Origin of the sequence: Novosphingobium sp. Chol11 (assembly GCF_945870625.1) — a bacterium.
Classification (GTDB): Bacteria; Pseudomonadota; Alphaproteobacteria; order Sphingomonadales; family Sphingomonadaceae; genus Novosphingobium.
In genome coordinates, this window is record NZ_CAMBTS010000059.1 from 1 (window position 1) to 17,263 (window position 17,263).

At 64.2% G+C, this 17,263-nt stretch carries 15 protein-coding genes; 6 read left to right on the forward strand and 9 right to left on the reverse strand.

The genetic code is table 11. The annotated features are described in order from the left end of the window. Positions 1 to 125: 125 nt before the first annotated feature. The 3 genes from Q0O40_RS10285 to Q0O40_RS10295 all read right to left on the reverse strand — a co-directional run bounded on the left by Q0O40_RS10285 (position 126) and on the right by Q0O40_RS10295 (position 2,151). Positions 126 to 335, reverse strand: coding sequence for a hypothetical protein (locus Q0O40_RS10285; protein ID WP_295529321.1), 210 nt, complete (start codon positions 333 to 335; stop codon positions 126 to 128). 77 nt (positions 336 to 412) lie between these two features. Beyond that, the gene (locus Q0O40_RS10290) at positions 413 to 1,612 is read right to left on the reverse strand and encodes a DUF1343 domain-containing protein (protein ID WP_295529323.1); all 1,200 of its coding nucleotides are present in this window, start codon (positions 1,610 to 1,612) and stop codon (positions 413 to 415) included. Next, a complete protein-coding gene (locus tag Q0O40_RS10295) occupies positions 1,609 to 2,151 on the reverse strand; it encodes a DOMON-like domain-containing protein (RefSeq protein WP_295529325.1) in 543 nt (180 codons plus the stop codon). Before Q0O40_RS10295 ends, Q0O40_RS10290 begins: the two co-directional genes overlap by 4 nt. A 32-nt stretch (positions 2,152 to 2,183) precedes the next feature. Between Q0O40_RS10295 and tyrS the strand changes: the two genes are divergently transcribed. The 5 genes from tyrS to cysK all read left to right on the forward strand — a co-directional run bounded on the left by tyrS (position 2,184) and on the right by cysK (position 8,371). Further along, positions 2,184 to 3,413 (forward strand): tyrosine--tRNA ligase, encoded by a 1,230-nt coding sequence (gene tyrS / locus Q0O40_RS10300; RefSeq protein ID WP_295529327.1) that lies wholly within the window; start codon positions 2,184 to 2,186, stop codon positions 3,411 to 3,413. A 105-nt stretch (positions 3,414 to 3,518) separates the two neighbouring features. Further along, positions 3,519 to 3,857 carry a PilZ domain-containing protein gene (locus Q0O40_RS10305; protein ID WP_295529329.1) on the forward strand — a complete coding sequence of 113 codons (339 nt, stop codon included), beginning with the start codon at positions 3,519 to 3,521 and terminating at the stop codon, positions 3,855 to 3,857. A gap of 123 nt (positions 3,858 to 3,980) precedes the next feature. After that, positions 3,981 to 6,083 carry a TonB-dependent receptor gene (locus tag Q0O40_RS10310; RefSeq protein WP_295529331.1) on the forward strand — a complete coding sequence of 701 codons (2,103 nt, stop codon included), beginning with the start codon at positions 3,981 to 3,983 and terminating at the stop codon, positions 6,081 to 6,083. 130 nt (positions 6,084 to 6,213) lie between these two features. Further along, a complete protein-coding gene (locus tag Q0O40_RS10315; RefSeq protein ID WP_295529333.1) occupies positions 6,214 to 7,434 on the forward strand; it encodes an MFS transporter in 1,221 nt (406 codons plus the stop codon). A gap of 19 nt (positions 7,435 to 7,453) precedes the next feature. Next, entirely contained in the window at positions 7,454 to 8,371 is a 918-nt protein-coding gene (gene cysK / locus Q0O40_RS10320; RefSeq protein ID WP_295529334.1) for a cysteine synthase A, read from the forward strand. Between the two features lie 37 nt (positions 8,372 to 8,408). Here the strand turns inward: cysK and Q0O40_RS10325 are convergent, their stop codons facing one another. The 4 genes from Q0O40_RS10325 to Q0O40_RS10340 all read right to left on the reverse strand — a co-directional run bounded on the left by Q0O40_RS10325 (position 8,409) and on the right by Q0O40_RS10340 (position 12,271). Beyond that, on the reverse strand, positions 8,409 to 10,211 hold the full coding sequence (locus Q0O40_RS10325) for an acyl-CoA dehydrogenase C-terminal domain-containing protein (RefSeq protein WP_295529336.1): 1,803 nt from the start codon (positions 10,209 to 10,211) through the stop codon (positions 8,409 to 8,411). Then, on the reverse strand, positions 10,208 to 10,684 hold the full coding sequence (locus Q0O40_RS10330) for a MerR family DNA-binding transcriptional regulator (protein ID WP_295529338.1): 477 nt from the start codon (positions 10,682 to 10,684) through the stop codon (positions 10,208 to 10,210). The genes Q0O40_RS10325 and Q0O40_RS10330 overlap by 4 nt, the downstream gene beginning before the upstream one ends. 32 nt (positions 10,685 to 10,716) lie before the next feature. Next, positions 10,717 to 11,166, reverse strand: coding sequence for a phosphoribosyl-AMP cyclohydrolase (gene hisI / locus Q0O40_RS10335; RefSeq protein WP_295529340.1), 450 nt, complete (start codon positions 11,164 to 11,166; stop codon positions 10,717 to 10,719). 310 nt (positions 11,167 to 11,476) lie between these two features. After that, on the reverse strand, positions 11,477 to 12,271 hold the full coding sequence (locus tag Q0O40_RS10340) for a ComF family protein (RefSeq protein ID WP_295529342.1): 795 nt from the start codon (positions 12,269 to 12,271) through the stop codon (positions 11,477 to 11,479). A 65-nt stretch (positions 12,272 to 12,336) separates the two neighbouring features. Between Q0O40_RS10340 and Q0O40_RS10345 the strand changes: the two genes are divergently transcribed. Beyond that, entirely contained in the window at positions 12,337 to 13,146 is an 810-nt protein-coding gene (locus Q0O40_RS10345; RefSeq protein WP_295529344.1) for a methyltransferase domain-containing protein, read from the forward strand. A gap of 4 nt (positions 13,147 to 13,150) precedes the next feature. On the opposite strand, the gene ppdK is transcribed toward Q0O40_RS10345, so the two are convergent. Together ppdK and glyS are read right to left on the reverse strand one after the other, a co-directional pair. Beyond that, the gene (ppdK, locus tag Q0O40_RS10350; protein WP_295529345.1) at positions 13,151 to 15,814 is read right to left on the reverse strand and encodes a pyruvate, phosphate dikinase; all 2,664 of its coding nucleotides are present in this window, start codon (positions 15,812 to 15,814) and stop codon (positions 13,151 to 13,153) included. A 64-nt stretch (positions 15,815 to 15,878) separates the two neighbouring features. Further along, positions 15,879 to 17,263: glycine--tRNA ligase subunit beta (gene glyS, locus Q0O40_RS10355; RefSeq protein ID WP_295529346.1), on the reverse strand; the 1,385-nt coding region annotated here is incomplete at its 5' end.

The following is a 17,263-nucleotide window of genomic DNA, read 5'->3' on the forward strand; positions in this document are numbered from 1 at the left end:
GAAATGCCAGCGGCGGATCACACTCAATAACGCCATGTCGATCACTCCATGATCCCCCGACTGCCAGCCAAGGGAACGATCAGAACATGGGTCAAATCTCAGTGGAAATTACGGCCTCTCCCGGGTCACTTCTCAGTGGCAATCAACACATCAAGCTTCCCGGCAAGTGCATGCTGGCTGCGCAGCCGCAGCGCCGCCCACAGCACCAACGCTGCCACCGGCCAGATCCACCAGTAATCCAGGGCAAAGTTGGCGGCGGCGACAAGCCGGTCGACCAGATGGATACGTTCGAAAAACCCGGCATCGGTCTGGCTCGGCGCCATTGAAAAGCTCATCACGAAATCCCGTCAGTGGAGGTGCGTTTCGTGACTGCGTTTAGGGAAGTTGCCCTAAAATTTTACTTACTCACCCGTCAATAAAGCAGGAACTTGCGCCGCTGCTCGGCCCATGCCGCTTCGTCCGGCCCCGCCAGCGCGTCCAGATCGGCTGGCTTGCTCGCCGCATCGTCAACCCACGCGCGCAGCCCCGGCCCGCCGTTGATCACGTCGATCGCCAACTTGTCGGTGACATACTCATACGGAAAATCGCGCCACAGCGGGTAATCAGGATGGAGCCGCCGGATCGCCTTGAACGCCAGCGCCTGCAAGCGCCACGGGCGAAACGCGGCGTGATCATAGAACCTGCCCTCGGCATGGATCATCAGCGCGCTGCATTGCTGGCCGGCGTGCTTGTGAAACGTCGGCTCGAACCAGCACTCCCGGACCGCGCAGCCCGCCAGCCACTGCGGCGCAAAGCGGTTCATCTCGGCCAGCACCGCTCCCGCCTCCAGATCGGGAGCGCCGAACAGCACTTCGAGCGGGCGGGTGGTGCCGCGCCCTTCGGACAGGGTCGCGCCCTCGATCATCACCGTGCCCGCATAGGCGCGCGCCATATTGAGGCTGGCGGCGTTAGGGCTGGGATTGATCCAGAGGCGGTCCTGCGGCCAGCCGAAGCCAGGGCCTTCCGGCTCCCACCCTTCCATCGTGATGACGCGGTAATCGACATCGAGCTTGTAATGATCGACGAACCAGTGGCCCATCTCGCCCAACGTCATCCCGTGACGCATCGGCATGGGCCCTGCCCCGACAAAGCTCTCCCAGCCGGGGAGCAGCAGGGTGCCCTCCACCGGGCGCCCGGCCGGATTGGGCCGATCGAGCACCCAGACCGCCTTGCCCGTGCCGCTAACAGCCTCCAGCAGGTAGAGCAGCGTCGTCACGAAGGTATAGATCCGGCAGCCAAGATCTTGCAGATCGAACAGGAACACCTCGGCGCTGTCCATCATCGCAGGCGTGGGACGACGCACCTCGCCATAGAGGCTGAACACCGGGATGCCGTGGGCCGGATCAATAAAATCGTCCGTTTCCATCATGTTATCCTGCTTGTCGCCCCGCAGACCATGCTGCGGACCAAATGTTGAAGTTAACTTTAGGTTAACCATTTGAGCCAATGCATCGAGCGAATGGACCAGATTTTCGGTCACCGAGGCCGGGTGCGCGACAAGCGACACGCGTTTGCCCTCCAGCGGCGCGCGCAAGGCGGGGTCAGCGAGCAGGCGATCAATTCCGAACTTCATGGGCCCTCCGGTGCGGCAAGCTGCGCGGCAAAACAAGCCGGGTTGTGGAAATCAGGTGGCCCCGGCGGGTGCGCAATGGCCCAGAACGAGATGTGCCCGCCCGCCTCCTCGATCACTGCGCTCAGGCCATAATGCCACGGTAGCGGCGGCAGCGCCGCAGCAGGGATGGCAGCATCAAAAATCAACGTCGTCCGCCCGCCGCGCGGCGTGCAGACGGGATCGTGCGGGCATGCGCGCTCCGCCATGCCGTCGCGGACCCTATCAAAATCATACGCGGCCCAGCGTTCGGAAGGCGACAGGTTGAACTCGGCGTAGCCCTCGTCCCGGCCGCTGCGGACGAACAGCTCAAAACACGTCGTCCGCCACAAGCCATCTGCCCGCCCCCGCCCGGCGAACGGCGGCAGCACCAGCGCCCCTGCACCTTCGACCTTCCAGCGCAGCGAAAGCCAGTTCGGATCGAACCTCACGATCCGCGCCTCGATAGCCGACACCTGAACCGGCATATGCTGCGGATGCGGGAGCAGCTGATACGTTTCCAAGCGCAAAACTCCATGCTAGGCGCGCCTGCACCATGACCCAGTATCGCTCCACCCTCCTGCGCCTTCTCGATGAGCGCGGCTATATCCATCAGCTGACCGATGGCGAAGGTCTCGACACGCTGGCCAGCGCTGGCGTGGTGCCGGGCTATATCGGCTTCGATGCAACCGCGCCATCGCTCCATGTCGGCAGCCTGGTGCAGATCATGATGCTGCGCCGCCTGCAGCAAGCCGGGCACAAACCGATCGTACTGATGGGCGGCGGCACCACCAAAGTTGGCGATCCTTCGGGCAAGGACGAAAGCCGGCGCATGCTGACCGGCGAGGACATCAAGGCCAATATCGCCTCGATCCGCACGGTGTTCGAGCGGCTGCTGGCGTTCGGCGATGGTCCGACCGACGCGGTAATGGTCGATAACGACGATTGGCTCTCGGCGCTCGGCTATGTCGAGCTGCTGCGCACCGTCGGCCCGCATTTCACGATCAACCGCATGCTGACCTTCGATTCGGTCAAGCTGCGGCTCGAGCGCGAACAGCCGCTGACCTTTCTCGAATTCAACTACATGATCCTGCAAGCCTACGATTTTCGCGAACTGGCGATGACACGCGGCTGCCGCCTGCAGATGGGCGGGTCGGACCAGTGGGGCAATATCGTCAACGGGATCGAGCTGACGCGGCGGATGGAAGCCACCGAGGTGTTTGGCCTCACCACCCCGCTGCTCACCACGGCCGACGGCGCAAAGATGGGCAAGACGGCGGCGGGGGCGGTCTGGCTCAACGAAGACGCGCTGCCCGCTTATGATTTCTGGCAATTCTGGCGCAACACCGATGATCGCGATGTCGGGCGTTTTCTGCGCTTGTTCACCGATCTGCCGCTGGAGCGAATTGCCGAGTTGGAAGCGGCGGACGGCAGCGGGATCAATGCAGCAAAAGTCGTGCTGGCGAACGAAGTGACCCGGCTGGTGCGCGGCGAGGACGCCGCGCGCGCCGCCGAAGCGACCGCTGCGGCCACTTTTGCGGGCGGCGGCATGGGGCAGGATTTGCCCACGCATGCCTGCGCAGATGCCGCGATCTCGCTCATCGATGCGCTGATGGGGCTTGGCTTTGCGGCCAGCCGGGGCGAGGCCAAGCGGCTCGTGGCGGGCGGCGGTGCCCGAGTCGATGGCGTGGTGGTGCTGGACGAGGCGCACGTCATCGCCATCACCGATGTCGAAGTGCGCATTTCTTCGGGCAAGAAGAAGCACGGCATCTTGCGCAAAGCTTGACGGCAACACCTTGCCGCGTCCGGCAAGGAATTGTCTTGCCTTTACCAAATGTAAGCCACTCGATGGCCATAACGCGCTCACCCATTGCCAAGGCGAGGAGCAACAATGTCCGGCGGCGCGCAGCTTTCAGTAACCGACCAGCGTAGTTCGACTCGCCATCCGGTGGACTTGCCGATGATCGGCGAGCATCGCCGCCTCGGCGACATTGCCCTCAATGTGATCAATATCTCGACCACCGGGTTCATGGTGCGCGGCGAGATCGCGCTGGGCCGCGGCGAGCGAATCACCGTGCGGCTCAGCCAGATCGGCCGAATCGAAGCATTTGTGGTCTGGATCGAAGGCGAACGCGCCGGCTTCCAGTTCGAGCGGATCATTCGCCTCGATGACTTCATGCGCATGATCAAGGCCATGCAACCCAACCCCAAGCTCCAGCGCGCGAGCTAAATCAAAGACTAACGGGCGGCACTGCCCGGTCCAATTGACAATCGGCTCGAAAGCTCTTGTGATATTATATCATAACCACTAAAGACACCTCAGGTTCAACCCCCCAGGTGCGATGATTCCGACATGAAGCCAACACTTTACGCCGCCGCGCTCAGCGGGCTTGTGCTCTATCCAGTGCAAACTGCATGGGCGCAAAGCACCCCTACCCCGCCGACTTCCGCCGATGTGATCACCGCATTGCAGCAGGACGAAGCTGGCCATCCTCCCATCATCGTCACCGGGCGGCTGATTTCTGGCGACCGGGATGCGATTGTCGCGCCGGTCGTGATATCGGGCGAAGAACTCGCGCGCCGCATGGCCGGGCAGATCGGCACGGTTCTGGCCCATCTGCCCGGCGTCTCGGCGACTGGATTTGCCCCCGGTGCCTCGCGCCCGGTGCTGCGCGGGTTTGACGGCCCGCGCGTGCAGGTGCTCACCGACGGGCTCGGCTCGCTCGATGCCTCGGCTGTTTCGGTCGATCATGGCGTGGCAATCGATACGCTCAATGTCGAACAGATCGATGTGCTGCATGGCCCCGCAGTGCTGCTCTATGCGGCCGATCCGGCGGCCGGCGCGGTCAATGCGCTTGAACGGCGCATTCCCCGGCGCGTGCCCGATCAGGCGATCAGCGCCAACGCCGTGGCGGGCTACGGAACCGCAGCCGACGCGGTCAATCTGGCCGGCACACTCGATGTGCGGCTTGCGCCGCGCCTTGCGGCCCATTTTGACGCGTCTTACAACCGGGCAGGCGATCTGCGCATTGGCGGCAATGTTCTGTCCGGGCAGCTGCGCGCCAGAACGCTTGCGCAAGCCGCTGAACTGGCGGGCGAAGGCGATCTTGCCGGGGCCGACAGCCTGCGCACCCAGGCGGACGCCCGCGGACGCCTCGCCAATTCATGGGCGCGCGGCACCACGCTCGGCGCTGGCCTTGCCTTCATCGATGCGGGCGGATCAATCGGCGTCTCCGTCCAGCGTTTGACCAGTGATTATGGTATCCCGCCGCGCCCCTCTGCCGAATCGGAAGGGCCGGTCTCGATCGCGCTGCGCCAGACCCGCTATGATCTGCGCACGCAGTTGAACCTCGGCGGGTTTTTCGAACGGCTCGATTTTCGGGCGGCCTACGGCGATTACACCCATGCCGAACTGGTCGATGGCGAGGAGGAAGCCCGCTTTTTCAATTCGGCGATCGAATCGCGGCTGGTTCTTGTCCAGGCGCGGCAAGGCGGCTGGCGCGGCGAAAGCGGCATTCAATTCGGATTGCGCGATTTCAGCATCGACGGCGAGCCGCTGGTGCCCAATTCGCTGACCCACCGCATCGCAGGCTTCACCCGGCAGCAATTGAGCCTCGGCGCCGTCGATCTCGAAGCCAGCGGGCGGCTTGAACATGTCGATATCCGGCCAACCGATGCGCCTCGCCGCAGCTTTGGCCTGATCGCAGGCGGCCTCGGCATCGCCTGGCATCCCGTCGAGAGCGTGGCGCTCAGCCTCTCGGCTACGCATGGCGAACGCGCGCCGAGTCCGGAAGAGCTGTTTATCGACGGCGTCCACGAGGCCACCCAATCCTATGAACGCGGCAATCCGGCGTTCGCGACCGAGCGCAGCAATACGATCGAGATCGGCCTGCGCTATCACGACGACCGCTTTGCCGGAGCGGTGACCGCCTATGCCACCGATTTCACCAACTTCATCGCCCCGGTTCCGACTGGCACGATCATCGAGGACGTCCCGGCCTTTCAATTCATTCAGACCAATGCGCGGTTCCGCGGATTCGAAGCGGAAGGCGCATGGAAGGCGATCCGCTGGGAAGATGGCAGCGCGCTCTCGCTCGAGGGCGCGGTCGACTATATCCATGCGCGGCTGACTGGCGTTGGCCCGGCCCCGCGCATTCCGCCGCTGCGGGTTCGCGGCGGGATCACCTTCGAGGCTGACCGCTTCGGGGCCAATGCCGAGGCGGTCCACAATACGCGGCAAAACCGGGTTGCCACCAATGAAATCCCGGTCGGCGCGTTCACACTCGTCAATGCCAGCCTGACCTGGCGGCCGCGCGGCAAGAACGGTGCCTTCGCGTTCATTCTTTCGGGCGAAAACCTGCTCGATGAAGTGGGCCGCCTGGCCACTTCCGAGACGCGGGATTTCGTGCCCATCGCGGGGCGCAATATCCGCATGACGGTCACGCTGAAAATCTAACAGGCAGCGGGGTTTTGCTTGCTTGGCAAAACCCCGCCGCCCTGCCAACGCAGTTGATGAGACGCCTGCATCAAGCACTTTAGATGATCCCCGCTCGCCGTGGGCCATTCCAGATTACCGGCGCTATTGGATGGCCCGGTTCCTCTCGGTGTTCGCGACGACCGGGATGGTGGTGGTGCTGGGCTACCAGCTTTACGATATCGCGCGCGGTCCATATGGCATGAGCATCGGCGCGGCGGCGTTCCAGCTTGGACTGTTTGGCCTCGCGCAGTTCCTGCCGCTGTTCCTGCTCACCCCGCTGGCGGGGCTTGCGGCCGACCGGTTTGATCGCCGCAGAGTGGGAGCCCTCGCCATGGGGCTGGATATGGGGGTCGCGCTGACGCTGGCCTTCACGACGTACTTCGGTTTGCTCAGCCTGCCGCTGCTGTTTGTATTGGCTGCCTGCCACGGCACGGCGCGGGTGTTCATGGGCCCTGCGCTCAGCGCGATAGCGCCCAATATCGTGCCTGCGCCGCTGATGCCCCGGGCCATCGCGATCAGTTCGATCGCCTGGCAGATGGGCTCCGTGGCCGGCCCCGCCATCGCCGGATTGCTGTTCGCGGTGCTTCCGGCCGCTCCCTATATCACATCGGGCGTGCTGCTGGCCTGTTCCGCGCTTGCGATCCTGTCGGTCCGCCGCCTTCCGCCGCCGGCCGAAAACCGCAAGATGGCCCCTCTGCAACAGATCATCGGCGGGTTCAGCTTCGTCTCGCGCGACCGGTTTCTGCTGGGCTGCATCAGTCTTGATTTGTTCGCAGTGCTGCTGGGCGGTGCGACCGCGCTCCTTCCGGTCTATGCGCGCGACATCCTTATGGTGAATGGCCAGCCGGTGGGGGCCAATGGCCTCGGGATCATGCGCGCCGCGCCCGGCGCGGGTGCGGCGCTGGTGGCTTTTCTGCTCTCGCGCCGCCCGATTGAGCGCGAGGTAGGCACCAAAATGCTGCTCGCCGTTGTCCTTTTCGGCGCGGCCACCATCGGCTTCGGGCTGTCGCGCAATTTTGCCCTGTCGCTGCTGATGCTGGCCTTGCTCGACGGGGCGGACATGATCTCTGTGTTCATCCGCAACACTCTGGTCCAGCTGCATACGCCCGATGCCATGCGCGGGCGCGTCTCTTCGATCTCGGGCCTTGCCATCTCTGCCTCAAACGAGCTTGGCGAAATGCAGTCGGGCCTCGCCGCCGCGCTGCTCGGCGCAACCGGCGCGGTTGTGTTTGGCGGTGTTGGTGCCATAGTTGTGACGGGAGTTTGGGCGATCTGGTTTCCCGAGCTGCGCCGCGCGCGCACTTTCGCAGCAGCCTATCGCCAACCATGAAGGCCAAGGAACAAATGTCATGAAAGCGGATTCGATTCTGGCGAGCATCGGCAATACCCCGCATATCCGCATGGCGCGGCTGTTTCCCGATCACGAAATATGGATCAAGAGTGAGCGCGCCAATCCCGGCGGCTCGATCAAGGACCGCATCGCGCTCGCCATGATCGAGACGGCGGAGGCGGATGGCAGCTTGAAGCCAGGCGGCACGATCGTCGAGCCGACTTCGGGCAATACCGGCATCGGCCTTGCCATGGTGGCGGCGGTCAAGGGCTACCGGCTGGTGCTGGTGATGCCCGAGTCGATGTCGCTTGAGCGGCGGCGGCTGATGCTGGCATACGGCGCGACTTTCGATCTCACGCCTCGCGAAAAGGGCATGAAGGGTGCCATCGCTCGCGCGCTCGAAATCATTGCTGAAACGCCCGGTTCATGGATGCCCAGCCAGTTCGACAACCCTGCCAACATCGCGGTGCATGTGGCGACAACGGCACAGGAAATTCTCGCAGATTTTGCCGATACCCCGATCGATGCAATGATCACCGGGGTCGGCACCGGCGGACATCTGACCGGCTGCGCGGAAGAGCTCAAGAAGCACTGGCCGGCGATGCAGGCCTGGGCGGTCGAACCGACGCTCTCGCCAGTGATTTCCGGCGGGCAACCCGCGCCGCACCCGATCCAGGGGATCGGCGCGGGGTTCATTCCGGCCAACCTCCACACGCGATGCATCGAAGGCGCGATTCAGGTCGATCCGGCGCACGCCAAGGAGTGGGCGCGGCGTAGCGCGCGCGAGGAAGGCGTGCTGGTGGGCATCAGCTCGGGTGCGACCCTGGCCGCGATCGCCCAGAAGCTGCCCGATCTGCCCGCCGGCAGCCGGGTGCTGGGTTTCAACTACGATACCGGCGAGCGTTACCTTTCGGTGCCGGACTTCCTGCCCGAATGAACGCAGGCGGCGGGAACCTCCCGCCGCCCAAGCACGCTCAGGCCGCGGCAAACGCCTCGGCGGGAAGCGCCATGACGGTCTCGGCCCCGGCCTCGATCTCGCGGCGCAGCGCCTGTGCCTGCGGCGCAAAGCGCAGCGACCAGTGCTTTGCGCAAGTGAGCTTGGATTCGTAGAACTGCGGCTCATCGCTGCCGCCAGCCAGCGCGGCTGCGGAAACCTTGGCCATGCGCAGCCACATCAGCCCGAGCGAGGCAATCCCCGTCAGCGTCATATAGGCATATGCGCCCGCGCCCAGATTGTCGGGATTGGCCATGGCATTGTGCATGAACCACATCGTCGCGGCTTTAAGCTCGGCATTGACCTCGCTCAGGCGCTCGGCCGTCAGGCGCACTGCGGCATGATCCGAAGCCTCGGCGCATTCCTCGTCGATCAGTTTGAACAAGCGCTGCACCGCGCGTCCGCCGTTCTGCGCCAGCTTGCGCCCGGCCAGATCCATCGCCTGCACGCCGTTCGCGCCTTCATAGATCATCGCGATGCGCACATCGCGCACGAACTGGTCCATTCCGTTATCCGCGATATAGCCGTGCCCGCCCCAGACCTGCTGCATGTCGGTCGTGGTCTTGTAGCCCATGTCCGTGCCATACCCCTTGATCACCGGGGTGAGCAGGCTGATCAGGTCGTCGGCTTCCTGCCGCTGCTCCTCGCTCGCCGCCTTGTGCGTGAGATCGACTTGCAGCGCCCCCCACATGCAAAGCGCGCGCATGCCCTCGATGAAAGTGCGTGCATCCATCAGCATGCGCCGCACATCGGGATGGACGATGATCTGGTCGGCCTTCTGCTGCGGCTCCGCCGGGCCGGTCAACGCGCGGCCCTGGCGGCGCTCCAGCGCATAGACCACCGCATTCTGGTAAGCGGCCTCGGCCTGCCCCAGCCCCTGAATGCCCACGCCCAGCCGCGCCGCGTTCATCATGATGAACATTGCAGCCAGTCCCTTGTTCTCCTCGCCGACCAGCCAGCCCTTGGCCTCGTCATAGTTCATCACGCAGGTGGCGTTGCCATTGATGCCCATCTTGTGTTCGATCGAGCCCACCGACACGCTGTTTCTGAGACCGAGCGAACCATCGTCTTCGACGAGGAACTTCGGCACGATGAACAGCGAGATCCCCTTGCTCGATTCGGGCGCGCCGGGGGTCTTGGCCAGCACCAGATGGATGATGTTTTCCGACAGGTCATGGTCGCCCGCCGAAATGAAGATCTTGGTTCCCGTGATCGCATAAGAACCATCGGACTGCGGCTCGGCACGGGTGCGGATGAGGCCGAGATCGGTGCCGCAATGCGGCTCGGTCAGGTTCATCGTGCCCAGCCAGTGGCCGCTGACCATATTGGGCAGATAGGTCGCCTGCTGCTCCGGCGAACCCTTTGCAACGATCGCCGCGATCGCGCCATTGGCAAGGCCGGGGTACATCGCGAACGCCTGATTGGCGCTGCACAGATATTCCTCCATCATGAAGCTCATCACATGGGGCAGCGCCTGCCCGCCCCAGACTTCGGGAGCAGCAAGCGTGCCCCAGCCGGACTCGACATATTTGGCATAGGCTTCCTTGAAACCTGTTGGCGTGGTGACCGAGCCATCGGCATGCCGGGTGCAGCCCTCGCGGTCACCGATCTGGTTGAGCGGGGCGAGCACCTCACCCACGAAGCGCCCGGCCTCTTCGATCACGGTGTCGGTCAAATCCCGGGTGGCGGCGGCGAAACCGGGCAGATTGCCATAACTTTCCAGCTGCAACAGTTCATTGACGACAAACCGGGTGTCGCGCGTCGGGGCTTTGAATACCGTCATTGATCCTGCTCCTTGATGGCGTCGGGCGCTCGCCCTTCGGCCTTTTCGCGTTCGACCAGCAAGGCAACGAAGCTGGTCAGTTCGGCTATCGTGGCGGCGATATCGGTCTGCTGCGTTTGCAGGTTTTCGATCCGCTCGCGGCATTTGGCGATCGTCACCCGGCGCTGCTTCGCGCGGCCATCACCCAGATCGTATAGATCGATCATGTCACGGATTTCAGACAGGCTGAAACCGACATTCTTCGCGCGCATAATCCAGGCCAGCCGCGCCCGGTCGCGTGCGCTGTAAATCCGTGTCAAACCATGCCGGGTCGGCGCGATCAGGCCTTCGTCTTCGTAAAACCGCAAAGCCCGCGCCGTTACGCCGAATTCCGCCGACAGGTCGGAAATGGTGAAGCTGTCGCGGAGCAGCGAATCGGGTTGATGCAGGTGGCCGGTATGGTCGCGATTCGGTTCGGCGGGCAGCGATGACATGCCCTTTTCCCTAACTAACCTTTACGTAAGCGTCAACCAGCAAGCGCCGCGAGCGTGCCCTCCGGCTCCAACCGCCGGTAAAAGCAGCTCGGTGCCAAGGTATGGCAGGCAGGACCCGCCGCATCGACGCGCACTTCGAGCGCGTCCTGATCGCAATCGACCCGGATTTCGGCGACCCGCAGGACATGTCCCGATGTTTCGCCCTTCATCCACAACCGGCCGCGCGAACGCGAGTGAAAGTGCGCCAAACCGGTCTCGCGGGTCAGCGCGATCGCCTCGGCATTCATGTGCGCCACCATCAGCAAGCGCCCGCTGGCATGATCGACCACCACCGCAGTGAGGAGCCCTGCCGAATCGTACTTCGGCATGAAGACGGTGCCTTGCTCGCGCAGCAAGGCTTCGCGATTCGAATCTGAAATGACGAAACCCTCTCCGCAAAATGCGCTACCAACTGGTACTTTGTTGCAGGATAACCACAACATGCACTAAAAATCCACGCCTGCCTAACAATCGCCTTTCCCCGACCGAAACTATGCCTGATAAGGGCAGTGCGGTTTGAGGGAACTGCATTTGCACTGCCGCAAGGCAGCGCGAAAAAAGCCGAAGTTCGGGGAACAACGAGGGGTTGGTTGGCTACTTGTCAGGCTGGTAACGGCATGGCGGGATGAGCTTACGGCATACAACAGTTACGGCGTTGGTAATACGGGGATTACCCTTTGCGCGATAAGCGCGAGACGCCTGCGATAATCGTCACCGGAACGCCCGGAGCCACCGCGCTTCGGGCGCTTCGTGTTAGGCGGGCGGAAAATCGCTCCCGCGCTGGGCTTGATCAAGCGCCGTGTCCAGCACTCTGGCAAAACAGGCAATCCGCACCTGCCCCGCGCCCGCCTTGCGCAGCGCCTTGATGCAGGCATCGCTGGTCGCGCCAGTGGTCAGGACATCATCGACAAGCAGCACATTGGCCCCGCGCAGCCGCGCCAGATGCCGCCGATGGGGCGCAATCGCGCCGGCAACCTCCGCCGCGCGCGCGCGCAGCCCCAGCCCGCCCAGCGTCCGGGTGCGGCGGGTGCGGACCAAGCCATCAACCAGTAGCGGTTGAGAAAGCGCCGCCGCGATGCGCCCCGCCAGCAAGGCGGACTGGTTGAACCCCCGCGCCCATAGCCGCCAGCGGTGCAGCGGCACCGGCACCACCAGCCATTCCCCCTCAAGCGCAGGGATGCGCTGGAGCATCAGCCGCACCAGCAACCCTGCCAGCGCAATGCGCCGCCCGCGCTTGAACGCCAGCACCAGATTGCGCGACGCCTCGTTATAGAGCGTTGCCGCCGCAATCCCCTGATGGCGCGGCGGATTGGCCATGCACGGTGCGCAAACGGATCCTTCCCCCGCCGCGCCATCCGCGCCCGCTGCCTCGGCCGAATCGGGCAGCGGGCGCTGGCACCGCGCGCAGGCCGGGTCTCCCGGGATCGCCAGCTTGCTCCAGCATGCGGCGCACAGCCCCCCCTGGCTCGCCAGCGCTTCGCCGCAAAGCGGGCAGCGCGGCGGAAACACCAGATCGATCAGCGGCGTGAGGGAGAGAGCTTCGGCCATTGCTGTCGTTGTCATGCGCCGCGAAGCTCTTGGCAAGCCGCCTGCAACGCGGCAGGGCAGCGGCGATGACATCGCTTCCCCCCACGATCTTTTCGGCCCCGCGCCGGGCCCAGGCGCGCCGCCGCATGCGCCGCTTGCAGCAGCAGGAGGGAGCCGCGCGCTACATCGCCGATGACATGGCCGAAGACGTGCTCGAACGGCTGGCCTTCTTGCGCCACGAGCCCGCGCGCGCGCTGGTCGAAGGCGACATAACCGGCGCCATTTCCTCCGCGCTGGCCGCGCGCGGCTGCGCCGTGGTGCGCGCCGATCCGCAGCCTGCGCCCCGCGAAATTGGCGGCGAAATTGCCATCGATGAAGCGCTGCCCCGTCCATTTCCCGGCGCCTTCGACCTTTGCGTCAACGTCGGCACGCTGGCCACGGTCAACGATCTGCCGGGCGCGCTGGTGCATCTGCGCGCGATGCTCGCCCCGGGCGGCCTTGCCATGATCAGCATGATCGGCGCGGGCAGCCTGCCCAAGCTGCGCGCCATCATGTTCGCCGCCGACGGCGACCAGCCCGCCGCACGCATCCATCCGCAGGTCGATGTGCGCGCGGGCGGGCAATTGCTGCAACGAACCGGCTTTGCCGATCCGGTGGTGGATAGCCGCACGTTGGACGTGCGCTTCGGCTCGCTGGAGCGACTGGTGGGCGACTTGCGCGAGCAAGGCCTCGGCAATTGCCTTGCCAGCCCTGCACCGCCTCTGGGCAAGGCGGGCTACCGCCGGGCGGCGCAAGCCTTTGCCGAAGCAGCCGACGCCGATGGCCGAGTTACAGAACGCTTCGAGATATTGACGCTTAGCGGTTGGGCGCGCGCGATTCGCCCTCCCAAATTCTGACCGCTCAGCCCAATGCCGCCTGCGCTGCTGCAAGCCGCGCGATGGGCACGCGGTAAGGGCTGGCCGAGACATAATCGAGGCCGATCTTTTCGCAGAACGCGATCGAAGCCGGATCGCCACCATGCTCGCCGCAGATGCCCAGTTTGATTTCAGGCCGGGTCTTGCGCCCGCGCTCCGCCGCCAGTTCGACCAGCTGGCCCACACCCTCGATATCGAGGCTGACGAACGGATCGCGCGGATAGATCCCCTGTTCGACATAAGGCCCGAGGAACCGCGCCGCATCGTCCCTCGAAACGCCTAGCGTTGTCTGGGTCAAGTCATTGGTTCCGAACGAGAAGAACATCGCTTCCTCGGCAATCTCGCCCGCCATCAGCGCGGCGCGCGGCAGCTCGATCATCGTGCCGACGAGGTATTCGAGCGTGCGCTTCTTTTCCGCAAACACGGCTTGCGCCTGCCGGTCGACCAGCGCGCGCAGGATTTCGAGCTCGCGCCGCGTGGCGACCAGCGGGATCATCACTTCGGGCACGACCGCTTCGCCCGATTTTTCCGCGACATCGCACGCCGCCTCGAAAATCGCGCGTGCCTGCATCTCGTAAATCTCGGGGAACGTGATGCCAAGGCGGCAGCCGCGATGGCCGAGCATCGGGTTGAACTCGTGCAATTCCTCGGCGCGGCGCTTGAGGTGGTCGACGCCCAGACCCGTGGCCTCCGAAAGCTCGGCAAATTCGCCGTCGCCGTGCGGCAGAAACTCGTGCAGCGGCGGATCGAGCAGCCGGATCGTCACCGGAAGACCCGCCATGACTTCGAAAATCCCGGTGAAATCTGCGCGCTGTTCGGGCAGCAGCCCCTCCAGCGCGCGGCGGCGGGTGGCCTCGTCTTCCGCCAGAATCATCTGCCGAACCAGCGAGATACGACCCGCTTCGAAAAACATGTGTTCGGTGCGGCACAGCCCGATGCCTTCTGCGCCGAATTGCAGCGCGACCTGGCAATCGAGCGGCGTTTCCGCGTTCGCCCGCACTTTCATGCGGCGGTGCTTGTCGGCCCAAACCATCAGCGTGCCAAAATCGCCGACCAGCTCGGGTTCGACGGTGGGCACGAGCCCCGCCATCACTTCGCCGTTCGATCCATCGAGCGTGATCACTTCGCCTTCGCTCACGCTGCGCCCACCGATCTTGGCGGTGCGCGAATGCATGTCGATCGACAGGCCCGATGCGCCCGAAACGCAAGGACGGCCCATGCCGCGCGCCACCACGGCAGCATGGCTGGTCATGCCGCCGCGCGCAGTCAGAATGCCCTTGGCCGCGTGCATTCCGTGAATATCCTCAGGTGAGGTCTCAACCCGCACAAGGATCACGCTCTCGCCCAGTTGCGCGCGCCGCTCGGCCGAATCGGCATCGAACACCACAACGCCCGACGCCGCGCCGGGCGAAGCTGGCAAACCGCGCGTCAACACTTCGCGCACCGCGGCGGGATCGAGCGTAGGGTGGAGCAGCTGATCGAGCGCCATCGGATCGATGCGGCGTATGGCGGTCGCCTCGTCGATCAGGCCTTCGTGGACCATGTCCACCGCCATCTTGAGCGCGGCCTTGGCGGTGCGCTTGCCCGAACGGGTCTGCAGCATCCACAGTTTGCCCTGTTCGACTGTGAATTCAATATCCTGCATGTCTTTGTAATGACGTTCCAGCAGGTCGAAAACGGCGGCGAGCTCGGCATAAGCATCCGGCATCACCTCTTCCATCGAGAGCGGCTTTGCCCCTGCGCGTTCGCGCGCGGCCTTGGTCAGGTATTGCGGGGTGCGGATGCCAGCGACGACATCCTCGCCTTGCGCATTGACCAGCCATTCGCCGTAATAGGCGCGCTCGCCGGTGGCGGGATCGCGGGTGAAGGCTACGCCAGTGGCCGAAGTATCGCCCATGTTGCCAAAGACCATCGCCTGCACATTGACCGCAGTGCCCCAGGTGGCAGGAATGTCGTTCAGGCGGCGATAGACGCGCGCGCGGTCGCTTTCCCACGAATCGAACACCGCGCCGATCGCGCCCCACAGTTGCTCGTGCACATCCTGCGGGAATGGGCGGCCCAGTTCCTCGAGCACGATCGCCTTGTACTGCGCCACCAGCGCCTGCCAATGCTCCGCGCTCAGTTCAACATCGGCGTAAAACCCGTTGTCTTCCTTGACGATTTCAAGCGCATCCTCGAACCGGTGATGATCGAGACCAAGCACCACATCCGAATACATCTGCACGAAGCGGCGGTAGCTGTCCCAGGCAAAGCGCGGATCGCCCGATCCTGCGGCAAGGCCCGCGACGGTATCGTCGTTGAGGCCGAGATTGAGCACGGTGTCCATCATGCCCGGCATCGAAACGCGCGCTCCCGAGCGGACCGAGACGAGCAATGGATTGACAGGATCGCCGAACACACGGCCTGTGGCTTTTTCGATATGCGCGATGCCATCGGCAACGCCTGCACGAATCTCGTCGTCGAAGCTCTTGCCCGCGGCATTATAGGCGGTGCAGACCTCGGTGCTGATCGAGAAGCCAGGAGGCACCGGCAGGCCGATCCCGGCCATTTCCGCCAGATTGGCACCCTTGCCGCCGGTGATCGTCTTGTCGCGCGAACGCGGATCGCTGGAGACTGCACCGCCGCCGAAGTGGAATAGGTATGCGCTCATTGGGAAGCGATGCTCCTGTGATCCGGGTCTGCCACCGATATTGCAAATGGCGCTGCGTCGCCGATTAGCCTTCGATTCGTGAAAAGTCTGCTACTTTGTGCACCGCAGCACGAAACTGATCGAGCAGACCAAGCCGCGCGGCCCGCTTGACCGGGTCGGCATCGTTGACCGTAACATGCTCAAAAAAAGCGTCAATTGGCGCGCGCAACGAGGCAAGCGCGGCCATCGCGGCGGTGAAGTCCTCGGCGGCGATGGCGGTTTCGACTTGCGGTTCGGCGGCGGCAAGCGCGGCGATGAGCGCGGCTTCGGCGGGCTCAGCCTGATAGCCCTCCCCCGTTCGGGGGAGGGTTGGGTGGGGGTGCGCTGCACTTGCAGACGTGGGATACCCCTCCCCCGACCCCTCCCCAACGGGGAGGGGGGCAGAAGTGTAGCCCTCTTTCTTGAGGATATTCGCCGCACGCTTGTAGCCCGCGAGCAGGTTGGTGCCGTCCTCGGTGGTGACGAAGGCCTGCAACGCATGGACGCGGGCGAGCAGGCGGACGAGATCGTCCTCGCCGCCGAGCGCGAACACCGCGTCGATCAGGTCGTGGCGGACGCCTGCCTCGCGCTGCTGGACTTTGAGGCGGTCGGCGAAGAAATTCACGAGCGTTTCGCGAGTTCGTTGATAGATATCCGCTATCTCGGACATCGACTCAGGTTCAAATAGTCTCGGCTGCCCTTTGGTTTCGAGCAGAGCTTGAGCTGCCATTTTCCAGTGCAACGGTCCGCGATTTACCGCCATAAACTCTAGCGCCGCCAAGAGCTCAAATCTTAAATTTGATGAGCAGATTATGGCGATGACGCCGAGAGCTGCGCGTCGAAGAGCAAAGGGATCCTTTGAGCCAGTCGGAACCTCGTTGACTGCAAAGAAGCAGAAAATCGTATCCAGCTTATCCGCCAGCGCCACGGCCACGGCCACCGGCGCGGTGGGCACGTCGTCGACCTGTCCGACTGGTTTGTAGTGATCGCGGATGGCGTCGGCGACGGCTTCGGGCAGGCCTTCGGCGCGGGCGTAGTAGCCGCCCATCAGGCCTTGGAGTTCGGGGAATTCGCCGACCATTTCGGTGACGAGATCGACCTTGCAGAGGCGGGCGGCGAGTTCGGCTTGATCGGCGAGCGAAGCCCTCCCCCGTTCGGGGGAGGGTTGGGTGGGGGTGCTCTCAACCTGCGAGGTGGGAGCCCCCTCTCCCGACCCCTCCCCAATGGGGAGGGGAGATGCGGCAACGATGCCTTCCTCCACCAGCCAGCGGGCGAGTTTGGCGACGCGTTCGACTTTGTCGGCCAAGGTGCCGAGCTTTTCGTGGAAGGTGATGCGTTCAAGCTTCTTGGCCTGATCGGCCAGCGCAGTCTTGCGGTCCTGATCCCAGAAGAAGCGCGCGTCGGAGAGGCGGGCGGCGAGGACTTTGCGGT

Bases quoted from the DNA above. Each gene is read 5' to 3' on its own strand.
- Q0O40_RS10305 (WP_295529329.1), top strand. From the start codon at position 3,519: ATGTCCGGCGGCGCGCAGCTTTCAGTAACCGACCAGCGTAGTTCGACT.
- Q0O40_RS10325 (WP_295529336.1), bottom strand. From the start codon at position 10,211: ATGACGGTATTCAAAGCCCCGACGCGCGACACCCGGTTTGTCGTCAAT.
- ppdK (WP_295529345.1), bottom strand. From the start codon at position 15,814: ATGAGCGCATACCTATTCCACTTCGGCGGCGGTGCAGTCTCCAGCGAT.
- Q0O40_RS10310 (WP_295529331.1), top strand. From the start codon at position 3,981: ATGAAGCCAACACTTTACGCCGCCGCGCTCAGCGGGCTTGTGCTCTAT.
- Q0O40_RS10285 (WP_295529321.1), bottom strand. From the start codon at position 335: ATGAGCTTTTCAATGGCGCCGAGCCAGACCGATGCCGGGTTTTTCGAA.
- cysK (WP_295529334.1), top strand. From the start codon at position 7,454: ATGAAAGCGGATTCGATTCTGGCGAGCATCGGCAATACCCCGCATATC.
- Q0O40_RS10340 (WP_295529342.1), bottom strand. From the start codon at position 12,271: ATGGCCGAAGCTCTCTCCCTCACGCCGCTGATCGATCTGGTGTTTCCG.
- Q0O40_RS10290 (WP_295529323.1), bottom strand. From the start codon at position 1,612: ATGAAGTTCGGAATTGATCGCCTGCTCGCTGACCCCGCCTTGCGCGCG.
- tyrS (WP_295529327.1), top strand. From the start codon at position 2,184: ATGACCCAGTATCGCTCCACCCTCCTGCGCCTTCTCGATGAGCGCGGC.
- hisI (WP_295529340.1), bottom strand. From the start codon at position 11,166: ATGTTGTGGTTATCCTGCAACAAAGTACCAGTTGGTAGCGCATTTTGC.
- Q0O40_RS10315 (WP_295529333.1), top strand. From the start codon at position 6,214: ATGGCCCGGTTCCTCTCGGTGTTCGCGACGACCGGGATGGTGGTGGTG.
- Q0O40_RS10330 (WP_295529338.1), bottom strand. From the start codon at position 10,684: ATGTCATCGCTGCCCGCCGAACCGAATCGCGACCATACCGGCCACCTG.
- Q0O40_RS10345 (WP_295529344.1), top strand. From the start codon at position 12,337: ATGACATCGCTTCCCCCCACGATCTTTTCGGCCCCGCGCCGGGCCCAG.